The organism is Comamonas sp. Z1, assembly GCF_008121555.1.
GTDB lineage: Bacteria > Pseudomonadota > Gammaproteobacteria > Burkholderiales > Burkholderiaceae_C > Comamonas > Comamonas thiooxydans.
In genome coordinates this window covers 129104-150826 of sequence record NZ_VOQT01000002.1, presented here as the reverse complement: position 1 = coordinate 150826, position 21723 = coordinate 129104, and the positions used below count along the sequence as shown (strand labels likewise).

The window sequence follows — 21723 nt, the reverse complement described above, 5'->3', positions numbered from 1 at the left end:
TGCTTAGAAGCAATTAATCCCAAGAAAGTGCGCCTCCGGTCTGATACTCGATCACTCGTGTCTCAAAGAAGTTACGTTCTTTCTTCAAATCGATCATTTCGCTCATCCAGGGGAAGGGATTTTCTTCACCGGGGAACAGTTCCTCCAGACCGATCTGCGTGGCGCGACGGTTGGCGATGTAGCGCAGATAGCCCTTGAACATGGATGCATTCATGCCCAGCACGCCGCGTGGCATGGTGTCTTCGGCGTAGCGATATTCGAGCTCCACGGCCTTCTGGAACAGCTCCGTGATTTCCTGCTTGAACTCGGCTGTCCACAGATGCGGATTCTCGAGCTTGAGCTGGTTGATCAGATCGATGCCGAAGTTGCAGTGCATGGACTCGTCGCGCAGGATGTACTGGTACTGCTCGGCAGCGCCCGTCATCTTGTTCTGGCGGCCCAGGGCCAGGATCTGCGTGAAGCCCACGTAGAAGAACAGACCTTCCATCAGGCAGGCAAAGACGATCAGCGACTTCAGCAGAGTCTGGTCGGTCTCGGGCGTGCCGGTGTTGAAGTTGGGGTCCATGATCGCTTCGATGAAGGGGATCAGGAACTCGTCCTTGTCGCGGATGGATTGGACTTCGTTGTAGGCGTTGAAGATTTCCGATTCATCCAGGCCCAGCGATTCCACGATGTACTGGTAGGCGTGAGTGTGGATGGCTTCCTCGAAGGCCTGACGCAGCAGGAACTGGCGGCACTCGGGCGCCGTGATGTGGCGGTAGGTGCCCAGCACGATGTTGTTGGCGGCCAGCGAATCGGCCGTCACAAAGAAGCCCAGATTGCGCTTGACGATGCGACGCTCGTCTTCGGTCAGACCGTTGGGGTCCTTCCACAGAGCGATGTCGCGCGTCATGTTCACTTCCTGCGGCATCCAGTGGTTGGCGCAGGTGGCCAGATACTTTTCCCAGGCCCACTTGTATTTGAAAGGGACCAACTGGTTCACATCGGTCTTGGCGTTGATGATGCGCTTGTCGGCGGCATTCACGCGCTTGTGGGTGCTGGTGGACGCGCCGGCTTCTGCGCTGGTGGCGGAAGAGGCAAAGGTGTCGTCGTCAAAGCTCAGCATATTTATTCCTTGAGGGGGGAAAAGGCTGGGTGCAATGCAATCGACATCCAGCTTTTCAGTCATTTATTGATGGAGTGGCACCACTCAAATACTGGCGCACTCTAAAGCGAGAGACACCGAGGAAGCGCCGCCGCGCACCGAGGGTGTCGTCCCCCTCCGGCGCTCAGCGCCAGAGAGGGGGAAGGCGCGGGGGCCGCCTAGGCCAAGCGCCTCAGGGGGTGCTGCCAGTTACTGGCAGGCCTCGCAGCCTGGGTCGTCGATCGCGCAGAACTTGATGTCCGTGGCGGGTGCCTGGGCACGGGCAGCGGCGGCAGCGGCTTCCAGTGCGCTCACCGCAGGCTTGGCCGCAGGGGCCGCCGAAGCGGCAGGAGCACCGGAGGACACGGCGTTCAGCACACGGCTTTGCACGGTGGACTTCTCGATATTGGTCGCGCTGGTGGTGCGCAGATAGTAAGTGGTCTTCAGACCGCGCAGCCAGGCCAGCATGTAGGTGTCGTGCAGCTTCTTGCCCGATGCACCGGCCATGTAGATGTTCAGGCTCTGGGCCTGGTCGATCCACTTCTGGCGGCGCGAGGCGGCTTCCACCAGCCATTCGGGCGAGACTTCGAACGCGGTGGCGTAGAGATTCTTGATCTCTTGCGGCACGCGGTCGATGGCGCGTAGCGAGCCGTCGAAATGCTTGAGGTCCATGACCATCACGTCGTCCCACAGGCCCAGGCGCTTGAGGTCGCGCACCAGGTACTGGTTGATGACGGTGAATTCGCCAGACAGGTTGGACTTCACGGACAGGTTGCCGAACGAAGGCTCGATCGAGGCATCCACGCCCACGATGTTGGAGATGGTGGCGGTGGGAGCAATGGCCACGCAGTTGGAGTTGCGCATGCCGTCCTTGGCGATCTTGGCGCGCAGGGCGTCCCAGTCCAGCTTGGCGGAGCGATCCACTTCCACATAGCCGCCGCGGGCCTTTTCCAGCAGCTTCAGGGTGTCGGGGGGCAGGATGCCCTGATCCCACAGCGAGCCCTTGAAGGTGGAGTAGGTGCCGCGTTCCTTGGACAGCTCGGTCGACGCCCAGTAAGCGTAGTAGCAGATGGCTTCCATGGCCTCGTCGGCGAACTCGACGGCGCCCTGGCTGGCGTAGGCGGTGCGCATTTCATACAGCGCATCCTGGAAACCCATCAGGCCCATGCCCACGGGGCGATGGCGCAGATTGGAGTCCTTGGCCTTTTGCACGGCGTAGTAGTTGATGTCGATCACGTTGTCCAGCATGCGCATGGCCGTGTTCACGGTCTTGCGCAGCTTGTCGTGGTCGATCTTGCCGTCCTTGATGTGCTGGACCAGGTTCACGGAACCCAGGTTGCAGACCGCAGTTTCGGTGTCGCTGGTGTTGAGCGTGATCTCGGTGCACAGATTGGACGAGTGCACCACACCCACGTGCTGCTGGGGCGAGCGGATGTTGCAGGGGTCCTTGAAGGTGATCCAGGGATGGCCGGTCTCGAACAGCATCGAGAGCATCTTGCGCCACAGATCCACGGCAGGCACGCGCTTGAACAGCTTGAGCTCGCCGCTGTCGGTCTTGGCTTCATAGGCGGTGTAGGCCTTCTCGAAGGCTTCGCCGTACAGATCGTGCAGATCGGGAGCGTCGGCGGGCGAGAACAGGGTCCACTGGCCTTTTTCCATCACGCGCTTCATGAACAGGTCGGGAATCCAGTTCGCCGTGTTCATGTCGTGGGTGCGGCGGCGGTCGTCGCCGGTGTTCTTGCGCAGCTCCAGGAACTCTTCGATGTCCAGGTGCCAGGATTCCAGATAGGTGCAGACCGCACCCTTGCGCTTGCCGCCCTGGTTCACGGCCACGGCCGTGTCGTTGACCACCTTGAGGAAGGGAACCACGCCTTGCGATTCGCCGTTGGTGCCCTTGATGCGCGAGCCCAGGGCACGCACACGGGTCCAGTCATTGCCCAGGCCGCCGGCAAACTTGGACAGCAGGGCGTTTTCCTTGATGGATTCGTAGATGCCGTCCAGGTCGTCGGGCACGGTGGTCAGGTAGCAGGACGACAGCTGCGAGCGCAGCGTGCCGCTGTTGAACAGCGTCGGGGTGGACGACATGAAGTCGAAGGACGACAGCAGCTCGTAGAACTCGATGGCACGGGCGTTGCGGTCGGGCTCATTCAGCGCCAGGCCCATGGCCACGCGCATGAAGAAGGACTGGGGCAGCTCGATGCGGGTCTTGCGCACGTGCAGGAAGTAGCGGTCGTACAGGGTCTGCAGACCCAGGTAGTCGAACTGCTCGTCGCGCTCGGCCTTCAGAGCCTTGGCCAGACGGGGCAGGTCGTAGTTCAGCAGCTCGGGGTTGAGCAGCTCGTTGTCCACGCCCTTTTGCACAAAGCCGGGGAAGTAGTCGGCATAGGCAGCCTGCATTTCTGCGGGCTGCACGTCGCGGCCCATGACTTCGCGCACGATGGTGTGCAGCAGCAGGCGGGCGGTGACGTAGGTGTAGTCGGGGTCTTTTTCGATCAGCGTACGGGCGGCCAGGATGGACGCCTTGTAGACCTCGGCCAGAGGCACGCCGTCGTACAGATTGCGCAGGGTCTCGGCCACGATGGGCGCGGACTGGATGTCGGCATTCAGATTGCGGCAGGAAGCGACGATCAGAGCCTCCAGGCGTTCCTGGTCCAGGGGCACGCGCTGGCCGTTGTCGGTCACATGCAGCACGGGCTTGGCGGCGGCAGCGGCGGCCACTTCGGCGGCCTTCTTCTGCTCGGCACGTTCCTGGTTGCGGCGCTCGCGGTACAGCACATAGGCACGGGCCACGTCCTGGTGACCGGCGCGCATCAGGCCCAGCTCGACCTGGTCCTGCACATCTTCGATATGGAAGGTGCCGCCATCGGGGCGCGAGCGCACCAGTGCGCGCACCACGCCTTCGGTCAGTTCGTTGACGGTGTCGCGCACGCTGGCAGATGCCGCGCCCTGTGCGCCGCGCACAGCCAGGAAAGCCTTGGTCAGGGCCACGGCAATCTTCTGGGGCGCGAAAGCCACCACATCGCCGCTGCGGCGGATGATCTGATAGCTGTCATTGGGGGAGGAAGAATTGGCTGCACCGGCAGGTGCGGCAGAAGGCAGTGAGTTCAACGCTTCTTGCATAAGTTCCTCTGAGTCAGTATGTGGATAGGCAGACAAAGGCCTGCACTGTGGGCAGGCCATCAAAAACACGATTCGGCGCCTCGGTTTACACATGGTTTGCACAGGGTGTGCACAACTTGTAAACACTAGATATGGGGTCTGAGGCTCTTCAAAACACTACCGGTAGTGTATCGCGCTTAAATCCGAGCGACCTGATGAAACTACTGAATCTGGCATTTCGAGCGCCGCTTGACAGCCGCAAAAATGACTTCATCCCGCATGAATAAAGGCCTGCGGCGCGGTTGCGCGCGGCGGCAGATCGGGCCGGAAATATGTAAAAAATTTGCGTGTTTGATGCAGGCGACAGTTGTTGCACGCGCGCCATTGACATGCCGTTTCGAGCCCCGCAACGATGGATGCTTGGGATTCTCAAAATGAGGAGCGCATGGCGCTTGCTGGTACAGGATTTCAGCTGCGAATATGTATGAAATCGAGTACTGAAAGGCGGTAGGTGCTATGAAGATTTCAGGCCGCGCCTGAGGCTGCAGCACTGGGAGGGAATTCCCAGCTTCGGGTGCTGTCTGCGCTGGCCAGCTGCTGCTGCAGCCGCTGCCAGTCGAAACCGGGTCCGGGGTCCTGCTTGCGTCCGGGTGCGATGTGCTCGTGCCCGGCAATGTAGCGCACCGGATAGTGCGCCGCGATGGCCATGCAAAGCTGCTGCAGGGCCTGGTACTGCGGAGCTTCAAAGCTCAGTCCTTCCAGGCCTTCGAGTTCGATGCCGATGGAGTCGTCGTTGCAGCGCTCGCGCCCGCGCCACTGGCTCACGCCGGCATGCCATGCGCGGTCGTCGCAACTGACGAACTGCCAGATCTCGCCCTGGCGCGTGATAAAGAAATGCGACGAGACTTCGAGGCCGCGAATGCCTTGGTAATAGGGGTGGGCGTCCCAGTCCAGCTGATTGGTGAACAGTTGCTGCACCGCGCCTGTACCGTACTGGCCCGGAGGCAGGCTGATGGAGTGGATGACGACGAGATCGATCTGCGCATCCGCGGGGCGAGGGCCGAAATTGGGAGATCTCAGCTGACGCGCCGCACCATACCAGCCGGCCTGCCAGGGCTGGGCCAGGGAGGAGGAAAGAGGCGTGGAATCAGACATTATCGCTCTGGTGTTTGCTGCCTTCGGCCGGAAGGTCTATGCCCAGACGGTCGATGCGGTAGCGAATCTGGCGCAGGCTGATGCCCAGTCTGGCCGCCGTGGCTGTGCGGTTGAAGCCGTTGTCCTGCAGGGCTCTGACCAGGATGCTGCGCTCCTGCTCATCAAGCCAGCCTTGCAGATCCTCCGGCAGCGTGGCCGGACTGCCTGCGTGCTGAGCTTGCGGCGGCGGTGCGCTCGATGCCCAAGCGCCCGAGGAAGCCGCTGCCACCACACCAGCGCACTCGGCCGGCACGCCGGATTCGGGCAGACGTAGCGGGCCTTCCTCGCCCAGTGCAATGGCGCGGTGCAGCACGTTCTCCAGCTCGCGCACATTGCCAGGCAGCGGGAGCCGGGCTATCTGGCTCAGACTGATGTCGTCCAGCTCCGGCGTAGCCAGTCCGGACTCGCGGGCCAGCTTTTGCAGCAAAGCCTGGCATAGCTGGCCCAGGTCTTCACGGCGCTCGCGCAGCGCGGGCAGCTCGATTTCGATGACATTGAGGCGGTAGAACAGGTCCTGGCGGAAATTGCCTGCCTGCACTTCCGCTACCAGATCGCGGTGGGTGGCGCTGACGATGCGCACATCGACGGCTTCTTCCTGGGTGCTGCCCAGCGGACGAATCTTGCGCTCCTGAATGGCGCGCAGCAGCTTGGCCTGCATGGCCAGGGGCAGGTCGCCGATTTCATCGAGAAACAAGGTGCCGCCTTGCGCGGCCTGGAAGTAGCCGGGCCTGTCCTGCGTGGCACCGGTGTAGGAGCCCTTGCGGGCACCGAAGAACTCGGCTTCGAGCAGGCTTTCCGGAATGGCGCCGCAGTTGACTGCGACCATGGGCCCGCCGGCCCGCTGGCTGCAGCCGTGCAGGGCGCGTGCCACCAGTTCCTTGCCCGTGCCGGATTCACCGTGGATCAGCACGGGAGCCATGCCTTTGGCGACCTTGGCAATGCGCTGCTTGACCAGTTGCATGGCCTGAGATTTGCCAACCAGAGCCTCCAGGGCGCCAGCTGGCGTTCCCGCACCAGTACCACTGGCGGCCGAGCTGTCGCTGGCCTGCGGGTTGCCGGGCTTGGGCACTGCGCCAATGCCTTGCACGGCCGAAGCCACGACCTGACGGAACTGGCGCAGGTCCACGGGCTTGGTCAGATAGTCGAACGCGCCCGCGCGCAGGGCCTCGACGGCGTTTTCGGCAGAGCCGTAGGCCGTCATGACGATGCAGCGCTCGCTGCGCGACTGATCGCGCAGCTGCAGCAGCAGCTCCATGCCGATCCCGTCGGGCAGGCGCATATCGGTAATCAAGACATCGAAATTGCGGCCTTGCAACTGAGTCATGCCTTCCTGGACCGAGCCCGCGGTTTCCACGCGGTAGCCTTCCCGCAACAAGGTCAGCTCGTAGAGCGTGCGCAGATCCGGTTCATCATCGACCACGAGAATGCTGGCCGCTGCGGATGAGTGAGGCGATGATGTCACTGGGCTTACACCATGATCGAGTCAAACAGGGAGTGGCTCGCGAGGGATGAAGGGCCGCTGCGCAGAGTCACGATAAAGGCATTGCCGTTCACCTCGCCTTGCGGTGTGCTGCGAGCCAGGCGTTGATAGCTGATGGAGGCATCGTAGCGCTGGCACAGCTCGCGGCATATATAGAGTCCGAGGCCGCTGGAGCGGCTTTGAGAGGAGAAGAACGGCTCGAACAGATGGCGCTCGACGCTGGACTCCAGCGGCGCTCCATCACTCCAGACCATGAACCAGCAGGTGTCGTCCTGCGGTGCGAGACCCTGGATCTGACCGTTCAAGGGCCCGTGGCCGCTGATCAACTGCAGGCCCGCCTCATTGCCGGCATGGCTGCGGTGGCGCTGGGCATTGTCCAGCAAGTTGATCAGCACGCGGCGCAGATGCTCTTCATCGAACAGGATATGGCGGGCCGTTGCATTGAGCCGCAGCAGAAGCTGGCGCGGCGGAGCGGCCTGTGTGCGCCATTCATGGCTGATCTGGGCCAGCAGGGTGTCCAGCGGCAACGACTGGCCCTGATGGGTTTCTGCGCCCTGTTGCACGCGCGCCAGGTTGAGGATTTCTTCGGCGATGCGGGCCAGTCGGTCGGCGTTCTGCCCCACGATCCGGCATAGCTGTTGGGGGCCGGGCTGGCTCGCCAGGTCTTCGGCCAGCAGCGCATTGGCCTGGGTGATGGCGGCCAGCGGGTTGCGTATTTCGTGGGCCACGGCAGCCGACATACGGCCCATGGAAGCCAGCTTTTCGGTGCGCAGCTGCGCTTCCATTTCGCGCAGGTCGTGAAGAAACATGACGCAAAGCGAGTGGCTGGCTTGCGCCTGCGGACCCTCGTCCAGATAGGGCGCCGAAACTTCGGTGATGCGTGTGCGCACATGCATGCCCGTGGCGCCGTGTCGTTCATGAGCCTGCAGGTGAATCGTGGCGGACAGCGGGCGGGCATGGGCAAAGCTGGCTTGTGTTGAATGCGCCAGCGGCTCCCACCAGCTGTGGGCCTGCAGGGAAAAAGGCTGGGGGTGATCTATGGGCAGGCCCAGCAGCTGCAAGGCAGCTGGGTTGGCCTGCAGAACCAGCAAGCTCGAGTCGACCACCAGCACGCCGTCGGAGAAGTGGTTGATCACCAGACTGTTGACCTGCTCCTGGGTCTGGGTGCGCAAGCGGTTGAACAGGGCCTGGGAACGCTCGCGCCGGACACGCTTGGCCAGCTCGTGCGTGAGATAGGCCACGCAGAAATAGCCGGCGCAGGAAAACGCCGTCTGGTAGTAAGACTGGGCGCCGTCGTTGAGCCCGCCATGGTATTGCCAGAAGGTGTAGGCCAGCGTCAGCAGTGTGATGCTGGCCGTGGTGCCAAAGGCCAGCATCAGTCCGCCCAGCGCCGAGGAGATCAGGACGGGAATGGCCAGCAGCGCGGTGTAGTTGAGCGAGCCGACCTGAAAGATCTGCAGCAGAAAGATCGCCGCAATGTCGATGCCGATCACGGGCAGCCATTGCAGGGCTGCGCGAGGTGCCGGCAAATGACGTCCGGCAGCCAGGCGCAGCACGACGGTCAGCGTCAGATAGGTGAAGCAGATCAGCCAGGCCAGGGGAGAGCTGATGTTCTGCAGCTGCAGATTCAGCGTCTGCAGCAGCACCAGGGCCAGCGCCAGAAGCACGCGGCCGCTGAGGAAGGCCTGCCACAGGCGCACGAACGGGGCGTTGAGACTGGCGTCCGCGCGCCGGCTGATGGCTTCATCGAGCGGGATGGCGGTGTGCTGCCAGGGCGAGGCGGAGTTCACCATGCGGTCAGTGGCGGGCAGTGTCTTGCTGGGCCAGGCGGCGGTGTTCCGCGCTGCAGAAGATCTTGCCCGAGGCGTCGCTCACGGCATCTGCTTGCGGCAGGTGAAGGCCGCAGTGAGCGCAAGCTACCATGGTCTGTGCCTGCTTGGGGGGGCTGGCAGGCCTGGTCTGCTCGGCCACTTCAGCGCGGCGTTTGCTGCGCCAGATTCCGACAGCCACCACCACGACCAGCAGGACCAGCAAATACTTCATGCTGCGCGCTCCAGCAGGACTTCAATCACAAACCGCGAGCCGGCATAGGCCAGCAGCAAAAAGATGGCGCCGATATAAAGAACACGTACGGCGCTCTGGCCGCGCCAGCCGAATCGCTTGCGGCCGAACAGCAGCACGGCAAATGCCAGCCAGGACAGCAGGGAGAAAATGGATTTGTGATTCCACACCCATGCCTTGCCGTAGAGCTGCTCGCCAAACAGCCAGCCTGCGGCCAGTGTGGCGGTCAGCAGCACAAAGCCTGCTCCGACAAAACGGAAGGTCAGCCGCTCCAGCGTCAGCAGCGGCAGTCCGCTGTCATGGTCGCCGCCCTGGCGCATCTGCCGCTCGGCATGGCTCATCAGCGCGCCATGAACGACGGCTGCGGCAAACAGGCCGTAGGAAGCAATACCCAGAGCCAGATGCAGCGGCAGCCAGGGCGAGGCGTTGACGTGCAGCGGTGTGCCGGGGAACACCACGGCCAGAAGCACGGCCACGCTGCCCAGCATGGACAGAGGCCAGCGCGAGCGCAGCTGCGGATAGAGCTGCTGCTCCACCACATAGACGGTCAGCACCAGCCAGGCAGTGATAGAGAGTGCAGGAGCAAAGCCGAAGTGCGGCAGCTCGCCAAGCAGACCCCAGCCCAGCAGCAGGGCATGCAGTGCCCAGGCCAGGCGCAGGCAGCGACGGGCACCGGCTTCTTGCAGGTGCTGGGTGGCAAGTGCAGGAATGGCGTAGGCAATGGCTGCGGCCATGGCCAGGATCCAGCCAATGGGGCCAGCTGCGGTGAGCGGTTGGGAGAGCATGCTTTCTATGATAGTGCCGCTGGCCCGCACTCATCTTTTGCAGGCCGCTGCCGTCCGGCAATTTTGTGCATAAAGCACTGTCTGAACCCGGTCATGAGCGTGGGTTTGAGCGCTTGCGAGCAGATCGTCGACTTTCGAGACCGTTCTTCAAGGATTTTCTCCTGCCGGGCGATGTCTCCAGTCCTCCCGCCCAGCCGGCCAGTCCTGCGCCACGAGCCAGGACTTGCAGGAGAGCTCGATTCAGGTCCATTCAGGACCGGCCTGCTCTCTTTTCCGAGGGAGCTGTGGGGCAGGGCGCAGCGACCTTGCACGCCTGAGGCAGATCACGGACAAGCCTGCGGGGCATCGTCAATCAAGGGCAGCGGGTAAAATGCCTGTTCATGCAGCTTCGCCTCGCCTGAGCTGGGTCCGCAAGCTGCCCGGAGAGTCGTGCTGCGCGCTCGCGCACGACTCCCGTCCTTCCATAACTTTCGAATGCTTTTTGCTTATGGCCTCCGCACTCACCGATAAACTCTCGCGCCTTGTCAAAGAGATGCGCGGCCAGGCCCGCATCACCGAGTCCAATGTGCAGGACATGCTGCGCGAAGTGCGCATGGCCTTGCTGGAGGCCGACGTGGCCCTGCCCGTGGTGCGCGACTTCATCGCCCGCGTCAAGGAAAAGGCGCTGGGCCAGGAAGTCATCAGCTCGCTGCAGCCCGGCCAGGTGCTGGTGTCCATCGTCAACAAGGAGTTGGCGGCGACCATGGGCGAAGGCGTGGCCGACATCAACCTCAACGCCCAGCCTCCTGCCGTCATTCTGATGGCGGGTCTGCAAGGCGCCGGCAAGACCACCACCACGGCCAAGCTGGCCAAGCATCTGATCGAAAAGCGCAAGAAAAAGGTGCTCACGGTTTCGGGAGACGTGTATCGCCCCGCAGCCATCGAGCAGCTCAAGACCGTGACGGCCCAGGCTGGCGCCGAGTGGTTTCCCTCCACGCCCGACCAGAAGCCCCACGATATCGCCGTGGCCGCGATCGACTACGCCAAAAAGCACTTCTTCGATGTGCTGCTGGTGGATACGGCCGGCCGTCTGGCCATCGACGAGCTGCTGATGGCCGAAATCAAGGATTTGCACGCCACGCTCAAGCCCGTCGAAACCCTGTTCGTGGTCGATGCCATGCAGGGCCAGGATGCGGTCAACACGGCCAAGGCCTTCAAGGAAGCGCTGCCGCTGACCGGTATCGTGCTGACCAAGCTCGATGGCGATTCGCGCGGCGGTGCTGCGCTGTCGGTGCGCCAGATCACGGGCGCGCCCATCAAGTTCGCCGGTGTCTCGGAAAAGATCGACGGCCTGGAAGTCTTCGATGCCGACCGCCACGCACAGCGCGTGCTGGGCATGGGCGACATCGTGGCCCTGGTCGAGCAGGTCACCAAGGGCGTGGACATGGAAGCCGCGCAGAAGATGGCCGAGAAGCTCAAGAGCGGCGACGGCTTCGACCTCAACGACTTTCTGGCCCAGCTGCAGCAGATGAAGCAGATGGGCGGTCTCTCGACCCTGATGGACAAGCTGCCCGCCGAGCTGGCCGGCAAGGCCGGTCAGGTCGACATGGATAAGGCCGAGCGCGAGATCAAGCGCAAGGAAGGCATCATCTGCTCCATGACCTTCAAGGAGCGCAAGAACCCCGCCCTGATCAAGGCCACGCGCAAAAAGCGTATTGCCGACGGCGCCGGCGTGCAGGTGCAGGAAGTCAACCGCCTGCTCAAGGAGTTCGAGCAGATGCAGACCATGATGAAGAAGTTCAAGGGCGGCGGTCTGATGAAGATGATGAAGAAGATGGGCGGCATGAAGGCCATGAAGGGCATGATGGGCGGCGGCGGCATGCCCAAGCTGCCGTTCTGATATTTGATCCCCCTGAGCCGCTGCGCGGCTTCCCCTGGCCGGGCGCCCCCAAGGGGGACGACAGCCTCGCTGCGAGGCGGCGCGGCCGGCATAGGCTCTTGCTCGCTGTCCCTGAGTTGGGGTGTGCTTGGTTTGAGATCAGCGATCTATATAAAGTGAGCTGCTTGCGCTTGTTGTTCATGGGTTTGGATGAGAAATGCATCTGAATCAAAGGAATGACAAGCGAGAGCAGCTCACTTTTTTGTAAAGAAGCGCAGTAATTGTGGGTAGAAGGTGGCTGTATGGGCGGCTTTCTGAGAACATGCCTTTCCATGAAGCTACAAGACAGGACTTTCATGGAGGCGGGCCAGCGGCAACCTCTGCCTCAATGTCTGGAGCGCCGCGGCGCGCTGATGCTGGCGGGTTCGCTGCTTGCGGTGCTGGCAGGGTGTTCAACCACCAAAGACAAGCCCCGGCCTGCTGCGCAAGGCGGATCTTCCGTGCGCCCGGCCAATGCCCTGAGTCTGGATGCAGAGCTGCGCGAGTCGCTGCTGGCGCGCACCATGCTGGTGGTCAACACGCCATACACCTATGGCGGCAACTCGCCTGAAGGCGGTTTTGACTGCAGCGGCCTGATTCAGTGGGCCGTGGGGGGCATCACGGAAATGCGCCTGCCCCGCACCACATCGCAATGGGCGCAGGCCAGCAACCCGGTGGACGGACGCGATCTGATGCGCGGCGACTTTGTGTTCTTCAACACTCTGGGCGGGCGCTATTCCCATATGGGAATTTTTGTGGGCAACGGACAGTTTGTGCACGCGCCGTCCAGCGGCGGAACGGTGCAGCGGGTACGCATGGACAATGTGTACTTCGCCAAGCGATTCACGGAAGCCCGAAGCATCTTTGCCTGAACGCCTGCGCCGCGGATGTAAAAAGGGACTGCCTGGCAGTCCCTCGGTTTTTGCGGGGGGCCCGCACTTATGCCGCAGGCTCGGGGGCGGGCTTTGCCTCATCGCCGGCCAGCGGCAGATTCCAGCTCATCGCATGCCAGGGGTGCTGCTCCTGCGTCACCCATTGCGCCACTTCTTCGGTCGTGAAAGCCTTGCCCAGCACATCGCTGCGGCCTTGTGCCAGCCATTGAGCGCGGCCCTGGGCATAGGCCTGGCCGAAAGCAAGCCAGCTGTCGAAGCATTGCTGGGCGCGCTGGGCGTTGAGCTGAAGGATATCCCAATGCAGGGCTTCGTCCGTCCATTCCAGCAGCCTGGCGCTGCGCACAAAAAAGGTCACGCGCGCGCAGGCAAACGCCATTGCGGCGCGCACGTCGTCGCTGCGCTGCAGGCGCTGCAGATCCAGCATGAACCAGCGCTGGCGCAGTGCGTCGGGCAGTTGCTGGCGCACCTGTTCGTCGCTGAGGTCGGTGCGCAGGCCAAGATGGTGCAGGATCATGGGGCGCAGCTGTCTGGCCAGCGCATCGTCAGCGCCATGCAGATCGCTGGCAAAGCCGCCTTGCATGGCGTGGTAGGCCATGGGGTGGGCCAGGGCCAGGGCCCAGTTGCGCTCCTGGCTGCCCGCCTGGTAGCTGATGATGTCGCCGCGTTGCTTGGCCTCCTTGAGGCGCTTGAAGCCGCCGCGCAGCACCCAGTAGATCAGGGCCACGATGAGCAGAAAGATCGTCCATCCGCTCATGTGCGAACTCCTGGGCGACCGGGACGCTTTCTGGCCATCAGCAAGCTCTGTTTCAGTGCGGCGGATTTGGGCATGCGTTCAATGACTTCGCTGTCCAGCGAGTCCTTGCGTGCCGCCACCATCCACTGCATCAATGGTGACTGCAGATTGAGCCGGGGCAGCAGGGCGGGGTGCTGCTGCATCAGCCACAGTTGTTCGTCGTCGGTCTGCAGCTCCTGCACCGAGCACCAGGGCGCCAGCCCTGGATGGGACTTCAGCAGCTCGGGCGGGCGGCGCACAATGCCCATGGACAGCGCGTCCTCGGGCACCTCGTCATTGAGCGGCAGATGGTTGAGCAGAGTCACCACATCGGGCATATAGCGCGCAATCGGCGGTCGGTTCTGCTTGCCCTTGATCTGCTCGATCTGAAGCTTGCCGTCCTTTTGCACATAGGCATTGACGGTGATGCGGGGCTGTGCAGTGCCCGTGCGGTAGCTGAACAGCCGCATGCGCCCCGACTCGAGACCCTCGGCGTAATGTTCTCCATAGCCGCCGCTGAAGGACTTGCGGTTGGCAAACTGGCCCACGCAGTGGCCCATCATCTGGCTTTCATAGGCCATTTCCTGGCGCATCTGCGCACTTGTGCCGTCAAACTCCACAAAGGTACCGTGCTGGCCACGCAGCAGCCCGTGCACGGCGCTCTGGCTGTGTTCAACCCGGCCGCTGTTCTGTTTTTTCTCGAAAGCCAGATGCTCCAGTGTCCAGCGCGCTAGCGCCTGTGGGCAGTTCACGCGCTGCAGCTTGCCTTCGAGAGAGGTGCCCTTGCGGGTGGAGAGAAATTCCACCAGCCGTGTCTCCAGCGCCAGCAGGGCCGCGCTGTCGGGCTGCACCCACCAGAGCTCGGGCAGCTCGAAGCCGGCCTGCCTGCGCTCCAGCCGCTCCAGCGCCCAGGCAGGCGGCTGCTGACGGCCGGCCAGCTCCTGCAACTGCCGGACGTCGGCAATGCGCAGCACGGCAGGCTCGTCGGCCTGCAGATTGCCCACCACATGGCGGTAGAAGTGGTTGCCCAGCCAGACAGCGACATCGGCTGCGTCGCCGCGCTCTGCGCTGCGCTCCTTGATGCGCTGCTTGATGGCCGGCGCGTTGACGACATCGCGCGCCTTGTAGGCACTGGCGGCAGCGGCTTTTTCGATGACCTGATTCACCAGAATTTCCACCATGGTTTGCGACCCGATGCCGCAGCGCCGGCCTGGGCGTCGCGCTCGGCCAGCTTGCGCTCGGCACGCTCTATGCCGGACTGCGACATGCGCCGCTCGTCCTCGTCGTCGTCCTTGTCCAGATAGCTGTTGGCCTGCTTGTGCAGTGCCACGGATTCCTCCAGCAGCTCGGGGTAGGCTTCCAGCGCACAGGCCAGGCGGCGCAGCGGATAGCAGTCCTGCAGCGCGATGACTTCTTGCTGATGCGCGCGCAGACGCGGTAGCACCAGCTCGGGGCGTGTGCTGGAGAAAAAGTCCAGCATGGACATCAGGGACGCCAGGTAGTTGCGGCGCACGTCGCGCTGCTCGTCTTCATCCAGGTCGTGGAACCATTGGTCCAGGCGCTCCATCCAGATGCTGATCTCGTCATCGCGGTTGAGCTTGTAGAGCGACAGGGCGACGGTGGAGAAGTAACGCGTGGGTTCGTGGCGGCTGTAGCCATGCTCCTGGGCGAAATGCCACAGGCGCTCGGCCTCGACCACGGTCTGCGCGTCGTCATCCTTGCCCACGGCACACCACAGCAGGCCGTTGTGATGCTCGGCAAACGGGCTGCTGCCCAGTCCCTTGTGGTGCAGCTCGGCGGCCTCGTCGTAGCGGTCCATGAAGCGGTACTTGATGGCCAGGTTGTTGCAGAGCATGGAGTACACATGCAGGTCGCCATCCTTGAAGCGGCCCTGGCCAGTCGCCCAGAAATGCTCGAAGCGGGCGAGACCCTCCTCGTAGTAGCGCACGACCAGAGGCTCGCGCACCTCCTGCGCAGGCACTTTCTTCTTGCCACCCATCAGCGGTGCCAGATCGTCTGCATCGTCAAGGACCACGCCGGCGGCGTAGCACCAGTGCGCGCCATGGCCCTGGGGAAAAGGCCGAGCCAGCGCTTCTTCCAGCGGCAGCGCGGCAAAGCGGGCAGCCCAGAGCGCGGGCAGCTTGTCGCTGTCGGCCATCTCGGGGTGCTGGCCCACGCCAATTTCCAGCAGCGGCAGAGCCTGCTCCATCTGGCGCTTGCGTGCCAGACGCAGGCCGTCGAGCAGAGCCAGCACCGGATGCGCCGGCTGGGCTGCGCGCACCATGTTCAGATAGAAATCCGCCGGATGCAGCGGCCTCTCTTCTTGCGCGAGCAGCTGGCGCATGTCCTCGTCGGTCTGGCCAATGGCCAGAACCAGGGCCCAGGTGATGGCGTTTTCCGGGTCGTTGCTGAACTGCTTCTTGGCGAGCTCGAAGGCGGCCACGGCCGAGACGGGACGAGCGTGGAGCACGCTCTGAAGCGCCAGATCGGCGGCTTGCTTCAGGCGCCCGGCCTGCTCCAGCCAGCCCAGCCAGGAGGCGGTGAAGGGATCGCCCGAGTCATCCGTCAGTCCGAAGTGTCCCTGAGGAGCCAGCTGCAGAGCTGCCTCCAGCTGACCGGCCTGAGCGCAGGCCTGGGCCTGCAGCCGCACGATCTTGACCTGGCGATGCGCCTTGACGGCTTGCGATGGTGGCGGGTTCTCCAGACGGGCGAGCTGTTGCTCACAGGCCATGAGCAGGGCTGGCAGGCTTTGCGGGGCCAGCGGCAGCACATGGTCGGCCAGCGTCATCCAGCGGTCAAAGTCCACCTGCTGATCGGGCGCGGCATCGCGCAGGAGATTGATGGCGTTCTGCACGAGGCTGGCTGACTCGCTGGTGTGGCCGCCTTTGTGGGCCATTTCCGCCTTGCGAACGCAGAGGATGGCATCGAGATAGGCCGCATCTTCGGCCAGGTCGGGGTTGCGACGCTCCTGGGCGCGTTGCAGCTCAAGGCCCGTGGCCGCAGCTTCCCATGCCTGGAGCTGAGAGGCCATCCAGTGCCAGCCATGCCAGTAGTTGTCGCTGTCCACATCCTCGGGCAGCCCGGCAATGGCCTGTGCCGTCGAACCCAGCAAGGCTTGCGCGGAGGGCTGGTCAAAGCCCATGCGGCTCTGGATGTCGCTGAGGCTCAGGCGCAGCGCGGCTTCTGCGGGGCTCAGTTCGTCGACAGCGGCCAGGGCAGTGCCGCGATGCTGCTGCAGCAGCTTGTTGGCCGCTTCGGGCTGATCGAGGTAGAGCCAGAAGTCGTGAACGCGCTCGAGCTCCTGCACGGTGGCTGGGGCAAAGTTCTGCTGCCCCATCAATTCCACCGCAGCGGCGATGCGGTCCTGACGGCTGATGTTGCCGGGCTTGTCGTCGTTGTAGTCGTTCAGTAGCTCATGGGCTTGGTCCAGCAGGGCGTAGATGGCATCGCCCTGCAGTGCGGCAGTTTGGTTCATGGTGTCCAGAGTTCAATCCGAGGCAGCTTGGCCCCAATAGGCCACCATCCTAGCGGCGGATTGAAGAGGTGTGTGCCATCCGGCAAGGCATCACCATTTGTTACAGAATTTATAACCAGTCATGAAAAAAGCCTGCCTTGGCATTGCCGGCAGGCTTTGTGTGGATGAGGCCGGGGACTGTCGGGTTGTCAATCCTTGACCAGGACTTCGCCGCGCAAGGTGTAAGCCTTGGCTTCGGTAATCTTCACATCCACCATCTGTCCGATCAAACGCTCGTTGCCGGGGAAGTTGACCACGCGGTTGCAATAGGTGCGGCCCATCAGCTCGCTGCCGTCGCGCTTGCTCACGCCTTCGACCAGCAGGCGTTGCACCGTGCCGACACGCTCTTCGCTGATCTCCTTGATGTTGGTGTTGATCACGGCTTGCAGCTCCTGCAGGCGGCGCAGCTTGACTTCGTGCGGCGTGTCGTCGTGCAGATTGGCAGCAGGCGTGCCGGGGCGGGGGCTGAAGATGAAGCTGAACGAGTTGTCGAAGCGCACATCGTGGATGAGCTTCATCATCTTCTGAAAGTCCTCCTCGGTCTCGCCGGGGAAGCCCACGATGAAGTCGCTGCTCATGGCCAGATCGGGGCGGATGGCACGCAGCTTGCGGATGGTGCTCTTGTATTCCATGGCCGTGTAGCCGCGCTTCATGGCCATGAGAATCTTGTCGCTGCCATGCTGCACGGGCAGGTGCAGGTGGCTGACCAGTTGCGGAATCTTGGCGTAGGCCTCGATCAGGCGCGGCGTGAATTCATTGGGGTGGCTGGTGGTGTAGCGGATGCGCTCGATGCCGGGAATCTCGGCCACATATTCCAGCAGCAGCGCGAAGTCGGCCATCTCGCTGCTGTCGCCCATCTTGCCCAGGTAGGCGTTGACGTTCTGGCCCAGCAGCGTGATTTCCTTGACGCCTTGCTCGGCCAGGCCCGCGACCTCCACCAGCACGTCCTCGAACGGGCGGCTGACTTCCTCGCCGCGCGTATAGGGCACGACGCAGTAGCTGCAATATTTGGAGCAGCCCTCCATGATGGAGACAAAGGCCGAAGCGCCTTCCACGCGTGCTGGCGGCAGGTGGTCGAACTTCTCGATTTCGGGGAAGGAGATATCGACCTGGGGCTTGGCCTTGGCCGCACGCTGATTGAGCAGCTCGGGCAGGCGGTGCAGGGTCTGGGGGCCGAAGACCACATCGACAAACGGCGCGCGCTTGATGATCTCGGCACCCTCCTGGCTGGCCACGCAGCCGCCCACGCCGATCAGCACGCCTTTTTCCTTGAGGTGGCGGATGCGGCCCAGATCGCTGAATACTTTTTCCTGGGCCTTCTCGCGCACTGAGCAGGTGTTGAACAGAATCAGATCGGCCTCGTCCACGTTCTGCGTGGGCTCGTAACCCTGGGCCGCGCCCAGCACATCGGCCATCTTGTCCGAGTCGTACTCGTTCATCTGGCAGCCAAAGGTTTTGATAAAGACTTTCTTGCTCATGGGGCGCTCTTGTCAGGTGGGCTTGCAGAGTCTGCAAGCACAAAGTGATAGCGGCTGGCGCTTGCCATCACTCGATTTAGATATGGAAACAGTTCGAAAAGCTTGCTGAAAAAGCGCAAGCAGCTCGTCAATCAATAGCGGTCGGCGCGGGCCGGACTCAGCTGCCGAACACGCGCTGCAGCAGGGTGCGCGGCTGGATCGGCTTGTATTTCTCGATTTCGGCCGGGGTCAGAATCCAGGCCGTGTGCAGACCCTGCGTCTGTGGCTCGATCACATAGCCCACCAGCAGCTTCTGGCCTGCATAGTTGCTGGCAAAGACCAGGCTGCGTTCGCGGCTGAACAGGCGAAAGCCTGGCGTGGTGCGAATGCTCGTGCCGTTGATGGCCACTTCGGGGAAATGGGTGACCGTCAGTTCGCCGAACTGCGCTGTGGGCGGAAAGTTGCGCGTGTCGTCCGAGGGCAGGCCCTGGGCCAGGGCCGGCAGGCTGGCGCTGGCGGCAGCAGCCAGCAAGGCGCAGCCCCAAAGGCGGCGGCTGAAGCGGGTGGTGGTGCAGCGGTTCATGGTGTATATCCAGGGGCTGATCGTGGGGCGGTCAGAGCTTTAGTCATGGCCGCAATGCCGTGATTCTAGAGGCTGGCGCTTGGCAGCAGGGCTTGCTCAGGCTTTGCCGCCCGCAGCATAGAGCACGGCCTTGGGCGGGCGGCACAGCCCCCAGAAGCGCAGGCCCGTCAGCTCCGCCATGCGCACGCCCATGGAGGTGGGCGCGGAAATCGTGGCCAGCGCCGCGATGCCGACCTTGGCGCATTTGCGCACCAGTTCATGGCTGCCGCGACTGGACAGCACTACAAAGCCGGGTTCGCCGAGGCGGCCCGTGTGCGCCAGCCGGCCGACCAGCTTGTCCAGCGCATTGTGGCGGCCCACGTCTTCGAGTACATCCGTGATGTCGCCCGCCAGCGTGGCCCAGCCTGCGGCATGAATCGCGCCGGCCTCGGCATTGAGAATCTGGTGTGGCGGCAGGGCGTCAATCGCCTTGAGCACGGTGGCTGCGTCTACCCGCTCCAGCCAGTCCTGGGGCGGCAGGGCGTCAAACGACAGGTCCAGCGCCGCAAAGCTCTCGACTCCGCAGACGCCGCAACCCGTGCGGCCGGTCATGCTGCGGCGCCTGTCCTTGAGCCGGGCAAAGCAGCGCGAGGCGATGTCGAGCTGCACTTCCATGCCGTCCATGCCTTCGGGCAGGCCGGCTGCCGCGGCAGACACGGGGCGGGCTTCGATGCCGTAGCAGTCTTCAGCGCTGTCGATGATGCCCTCGGTCAGCGCAAAGCCCAGCGCAAAGTCCTCCACATCGGTGGGCGATCCCATCATCACCGCATGCGAGATGCCGTTGAAGACCAGTGCGATCGGCACCTCGGCCGCCAGCACGCGCTCCTGCCGCTCCTGCTGCCCGGCGTGGAAGAAGCTCACGGCATGGGTGTGCAGCGGTGCTATCGGCTGGGCAGGGATGGGGCAGGCGGACTCGGTCATGGGCTGATGATAGTCAGCAGGCGCATCCCTTGCCGGCAAGGGGCGGATGCGCTGCGCTCAGTCCAGCAGCGCCATTCCCTTGATCTGTGCATACACCGGCATGCCGGCCTGCAACTGCAAGGCCTTGGCCGAGTGCTGGGTGATTCTGGCCAGCAGCCGGGTGCCGCCCGCCTGCAGCGAAACCATGACCTGCCCCGGCCCATCCTCGCGCAGGCCCAGCACCTGCACCGGCAGGATGTTGAGAATGCTGCTGCCCTCGGGTCTGAGCAGACTCAGGCTGACATCGCGCGCCTGCACGCGCAGCGGCACCGGGCTGCCCAATTCGCGCGGACGGGCCATGACGAGTTGGAGCCGGCCTCCGTCGAAGATCAGCGTGCTCAGATGGTCGGCCGCGTCATGGGCCTGCACCGCGGCGTGGACCACGCTGGAGGCCACGTCGCCATGGGCCAGCGGCAGATCGAGGCTGGATAGCAGCTCGGTGACGGAGCCCTGCGCCAGCACCTTGCCTGCACCAAGCAACACCATGTGCTGGGCCAGGCGCGCGACCTCGTCCATGGAGTGGCTGACATAGATCACCGGAATCCGCAGATGCCGCTGCAGCTGCTCCAGATAGGGCAGGACTTCGGCCTTGCGCTGGGCGTCGAGCGCGGCCAGTGGTTCGTCCATGAGCAGCACTTCGGGGCTGGTGGCCAGAGCCCGTGCAATCGCCACGCGCTGGCGTTCGCCGCCCGAAAGCGTGGCGGGCATGCGATCCATCAGATGGGCAATCCCCAGCAGCTCCACGGCCCGCTCCTTGGAGACCTTGCGGCGCTCCTGCGGCGTGCGCTTGAGACCGTAATCGATATTGCGCTGCACCGACAGATGCGGAAACAGGCTGGCCTCCTGGAACACATAACCGAGTGCGCGCTGGTGCGTTGGCAGCCATTGCCGGCTGGCGTCGTCCTGCCATACGGTCTGGTTGACGGTGACGCGACCTTGCGCCCGCTCCAGCCCGGCGAGGCTGCGCAGACAGCTGGTCTTGCCGCAGCCCGAAGGCCCGAACAGGGCCGTGACCCCCTGGCCGGGCAGTTGCAGATCCACATCGAGTTCAAAGTCCGGCCGGCTCAGCTTGAGCTGTGCGGTGATGAAATTGGTGGCTGTCATGCGCGGCGCTCCGCTTTGGGTTGCAGCCAGTTCAAAGCCAGCAGAACGATGAAGGAGAACACCACCATGCCGGCCGCCAGCATATGGGCGTGGCCGTACTCCATGGCTTCCACATGGTCGTAAATCTGTACCGAGACGACGCGCGTGACGCCGGGGATGTTGCCGCCCAGCATCAGCACCACGCCGAATTCGCCCACGGTGTGGGCAAAGGTCAGCACGGCGGCGGTGATGAATCCGGGACGCGCCAGCGGCAGGGCCACGGTCAGGAAGCGGTCCAGCGGACTGGCGCCCAGGCTGGCGGCCGCCTCCATGGGGCGCGGGCCCAATGCCTCGAAGGCACGCTGCAGCGGCTGCACGGTGAATGGCATGGAGTAGATCAGCGAGCCGACCACGAGGCCGGCAAAGGTGAACGGCAGATTGCCCAGGCCCATGGCCTGCGTGAGCTTGCCTATGGGTCCATTGGGGCCCATGGTGACCAGCAGATAAAAGCCGATGACGGTGGGCGGCAGTACCAGCGGCAGCGCCACCACGGCACCGATCGGGCCACGCCAGCGCGAATGGGTATGGGCCAGCCACCAGGCCAGCGGTGTGCACAACAGCATGAGCAGCACGGTAGTCACGCCCGCGAGCTTGAGCGTGAGCCAGATGGCTGCGTAGTCTTCGGCATTCAGTTGCATGGAATCAAAAACAGGACTTGCGCAAACAAGCATGCACAACGGACATTTCTATCGGCAAAGCACCATGTCCGATCCAAATTTGCGC

17 protein-coding genes are annotated in these 21723 nt (G+C 63.4%); 2 read left to right on the top strand and 15 right to left on the bottom strand.

Features of this window, described 5'->3' with window-relative positions:
- Positions 1–13 precede the first annotated feature (13 nt).
- From FSY45_RS04055 to FSY45_RS04025, 7 genes are all read right to left on the bottom strand, one after another.
- Positions 14–1105, bottom strand: a complete 1092-nt coding sequence (locus FSY45_RS04055; protein WP_045838669.1) for a ribonucleotide-diphosphate reductase subunit beta — start codon at positions 1103–1105, stop codon at positions 14–16.
- A gap of 228 nt (positions 1106–1333) precedes the next feature.
- Complete coding sequence (locus FSY45_RS04050; protein WP_046461822.1) at positions 1334–4243, bottom strand: ribonucleoside-diphosphate reductase subunit alpha; 2910 nt, start codon at positions 4241–4243, stop codon at positions 1334–1336.
- A gap of 504 nt (positions 4244–4747) precedes the next feature.
- Positions 4748–5377 carry a 1,6-anhydro-N-acetylmuramyl-L-alanine amidase AmpD gene (gene ampD / locus FSY45_RS04045; RefSeq protein ID WP_003070972.1) on the bottom strand — a complete coding sequence of 210 codons (630 nt, stop codon included), beginning with the start codon at positions 5375–5377 and terminating at the stop codon, positions 4748–4750.
- Entirely contained in the window at positions 5370–6836 is a 1467-nt protein-coding gene (locus tag FSY45_RS04040) for a sigma-54 dependent transcriptional regulator (RefSeq protein WP_080944472.1), read from the bottom strand. The genes ampD and FSY45_RS04040 overlap by 8 nt, the downstream gene beginning before the upstream one ends.
- Positions 6837–6883: 47 nt before the next feature.
- Entirely contained in the window at positions 6884–8689 is a 1806-nt protein-coding gene (locus FSY45_RS04035) for a PAS domain-containing sensor histidine kinase (protein WP_046461820.1), read from the bottom strand.
- A gap of 4 nt (positions 8690–8693) precedes the next feature.
- Complete coding sequence (locus FSY45_RS04030) at positions 8694–8939, bottom strand: PP0621 family protein (RefSeq protein WP_003070981.1); 246 nt, start codon at positions 8937–8939, stop codon at positions 8694–8696.
- Positions 8936–9742, bottom strand: coding sequence for an inner membrane protein YpjD (locus FSY45_RS04025; RefSeq protein WP_034357803.1), 807 nt, complete (start codon positions 9740–9742; stop codon positions 8936–8938). Before FSY45_RS04025 ends, FSY45_RS04030 begins: the two co-directional genes overlap by 4 nt.
- Before the next feature lie 487 nt (positions 9743–10229).
- Between FSY45_RS04025 and ffh the strand changes: the two genes are divergently transcribed.
- Positions 10230–11621 (top strand): signal recognition particle protein, encoded by a 1392-nt coding sequence (gene ffh / locus FSY45_RS04020; protein ID WP_003070990.1) that lies wholly within the window; start codon positions 10230–10232, stop codon positions 11619–11621.
- A gap of 311 nt (positions 11622–11932) precedes the next feature.
- On the top strand, positions 11933–12511 hold the full coding sequence (locus FSY45_RS04015; protein WP_045838664.1) for a C40 family peptidase: 579 nt from the start codon (positions 11933–11935) through the stop codon (positions 12509–12511).
- Positions 12512–12578: 67 nt separating this feature from the next.
- Here the strand turns inward: FSY45_RS04015 and FSY45_RS04010 are convergent, their stop codons facing one another.
- From FSY45_RS04010 to modB, 8 genes are all read right to left on the bottom strand, one after another.
- Positions 12579–13286: a DUF1266 domain-containing protein gene (locus FSY45_RS04010; RefSeq protein WP_046461819.1), complete on the bottom strand. Its 708-nt coding sequence runs from the start codon at positions 13284–13286 to the stop codon at positions 12579–12581.
- Entirely contained in the window at positions 13283–14485 is a 1203-nt protein-coding gene (locus FSY45_RS04005) for a hypothetical protein (RefSeq protein ID WP_046461818.1), read from the bottom strand. Before FSY45_RS04005 ends, FSY45_RS04010 begins: the two co-directional genes overlap by 4 nt.
- Positions 14467–16779, bottom strand: coding sequence for a hypothetical protein (locus FSY45_RS04000; protein WP_046461817.1), 2313 nt, complete (start codon positions 16777–16779; stop codon positions 14467–14469). Before FSY45_RS04000 ends, FSY45_RS04005 begins: the two co-directional genes overlap by 19 nt.
- A gap of 188 nt (positions 16780–16967) precedes the next feature.
- Positions 16968–18296: a tRNA (N6-isopentenyl adenosine(37)-C2)-methylthiotransferase MiaB gene (gene miaB / locus FSY45_RS03995; protein ID WP_003071003.1), complete on the bottom strand. Its 1329-nt coding sequence runs from the start codon at positions 18294–18296 to the stop codon at positions 16968–16970.
- Positions 18297–18453: 157 nt separating this feature from the next.
- Positions 18454–18858, bottom strand: a complete 405-nt coding sequence (locus FSY45_RS03990) for a hypothetical protein (RefSeq protein WP_046461816.1) — start codon at positions 18856–18858, stop codon at positions 18454–18456.
- A gap of 96 nt (positions 18859–18954) precedes the next feature.
- On the bottom strand, positions 18955–19818 hold the full coding sequence (fdhD, locus tag FSY45_RS03985; RefSeq protein WP_046461815.1) for a formate dehydrogenase accessory sulfurtransferase FdhD: 864 nt from the start codon (positions 19816–19818) through the stop codon (positions 18955–18957).
- A 57-nt stretch (positions 19819–19875) separates the two neighbouring features.
- Positions 19876–20961, bottom strand: a complete 1086-nt coding sequence (gene modC, locus FSY45_RS03980; RefSeq protein ID WP_046461814.1) for a molybdenum ABC transporter ATP-binding protein — start codon at positions 20959–20961, stop codon at positions 19876–19878.
- Positions 20958–21638 (bottom strand): molybdate ABC transporter permease subunit, encoded by a 681-nt coding sequence (gene modB / locus FSY45_RS03975; RefSeq protein WP_003071014.1) that lies wholly within the window; start codon positions 21636–21638, stop codon positions 20958–20960. Before modB ends, modC begins: the two co-directional genes overlap by 4 nt.
- Positions 21639–21723 lie beyond the last annotated feature (85 nt).